This is a genomic window from Nonomuraea sp. B12E4, from assembly GCF_039871825.1.
Lineage (GTDB): Bacteria > Actinomycetota > Actinomycetes > Streptosporangiales > Streptosporangiaceae > Nonomuraea.
This window is the reverse complement of sequence record NZ_JBDPME010000079.1, coordinates 1-1,531: the sequence shown is the minus strand read 5'-3', so window position 1 is coordinate 1,531 and position 1,531 is coordinate 1. Positions and strand designations below refer to the sequence as shown.

The following is a 1,531-nucleotide window of genomic DNA, read 5'->3' as shown; positions in this document are numbered from 1 at the left end:
TCCTAATGAGTGTTGGGAGTAAGCCATCCGGCAGACTCCGTAGTGGGTAGTGGCTGCCGGCAGGTGAGCACTTTCGGCTCCTGGACATCGAGTCCTGACGAAAGACCGTGCCCCTGCCGGGTGGTCGGGAGAGTTGATCGCTGCTGGGATGTTGTGCCCGCCCTCTGTGGCGTGAGCACTGCTTCATTAGGTCGCTGATGGTTCTCCCGCAGGCTGCTGACCATTGGAAACGATGACGTTGACGGGAGGATTCGTGCGGCTGTTCGTGGGTGATGACTGGGCCGAGGAGCACCACGATGTGGAGCTGATGGACGCCACCGGCACGCGGCTGGCCAAGGCCCGGCTGCCCGAAGGGGTGACCGGCATGGCCCGGCTGCACGCGATGATCGCCGAGCAGCTGGGCAGCGACATCGAGGCTGAGGAGGATGAGCAGGAAGCGGCCGGTCAGGTGCTGATCGGCATCGAGACCGACCGGGGCCCGTGGGTGACCGCGCTGGTAGCGGCCGGCTACCGGGTGTTCGGGGTCAACCCGCTGCAGGCCGCCGACTACCGCAAGCGGCATAAGGTGTCGGGCGCCAAGAGCGACGCCGCCGACGCGCACGTACTGGCCGACATGGTGCGTACCGACGCCCACCAGCTGCGCCCGGTGGCCGGCGACAGCGACCAGGCCGAAGCGGTCAAGGTGGTCACCCGCGTGCACAAGACGCTGATCTGGGAGCGCACCAGGCAGATGCAGCGGTTGCGGCACGCGCTGCGCGATTACTTCCCGGCCGCCCTGGACGCGTTCGAGGACCTGGACGCGCCCGAAGCCCTCGACCTGCTGGGGCGGGCACCGGACCCGGCCGCGGCGGCGAAACTGACGATCAGCCAGATCAGCGCGGCGCTGAAGAGGGCCGGCCGCCGCGGCGACCTGGCCGCCAAGGCCGCGCCGATCCAGGCCGCGCTGCGCACCGAGCACCTGGGGCAGCCCGAGGTGATCACCGCCGCCCACGCCGCCTCCACCCGCGCCCTCATCGCCGTCCTGACCACCTTGAACGAGCAGATCAAAACCCTGCACAAGGAGGTCGAGACGCATTTTGGACGGCACCCGGCCGCTGAGATCATCCTCTCCCAGCCCGGACTGGGAACGATCCTCGGCGCCCGGGTGCTCGCAGAGTTCGGCGACGACCCCCACCGCTACGCCAGCGCCAAGGCCCGTAAGAACTACGCCGGCACCAGCCCGATCACCCGCGCCTCGGGTAAGAAGAAGACCGTCAGCGCCCGCTACGTGCACAACGACCGGCTGATCGACGCCCTGATCACCCAGGCGTCCACCGCCGTCCGCGTCTCGCCCGGAGCCCGCGCCTACTACGACAAGCAACGCGCCCGCGGCGCCGAATACAACACCGCCCTGCGCCAAGTCGCCAACCGCCTCGTCGGCATCCTGCACGGCTGCCTCAAAACCGGCACCCTCTACGACGAGGCAACCGCCTGGTCGCATCACACCGAGTCGCTTGCTGCTTGACAACTAAAGCCCCTGGGATGTCTTTCG

1 protein-coding gene is annotated in these 1,531 nt (G+C 68.3%); it reads left to right on the top strand.

What is annotated here, in order from left to right; translation table 11 throughout:
- The first annotated feature begins 232 nt into the window (after positions 1 to 232).
- Positions 233 to 1,504, top strand: a complete 1,272-nt coding sequence (locus ABGB18_RS49280; RefSeq protein WP_347702651.1) for an IS110 family transposase — start codon at positions 233 to 235, stop codon at positions 1,502 to 1,504.
- Positions 1,505 to 1,531: the final 27 nt, after the last annotated feature.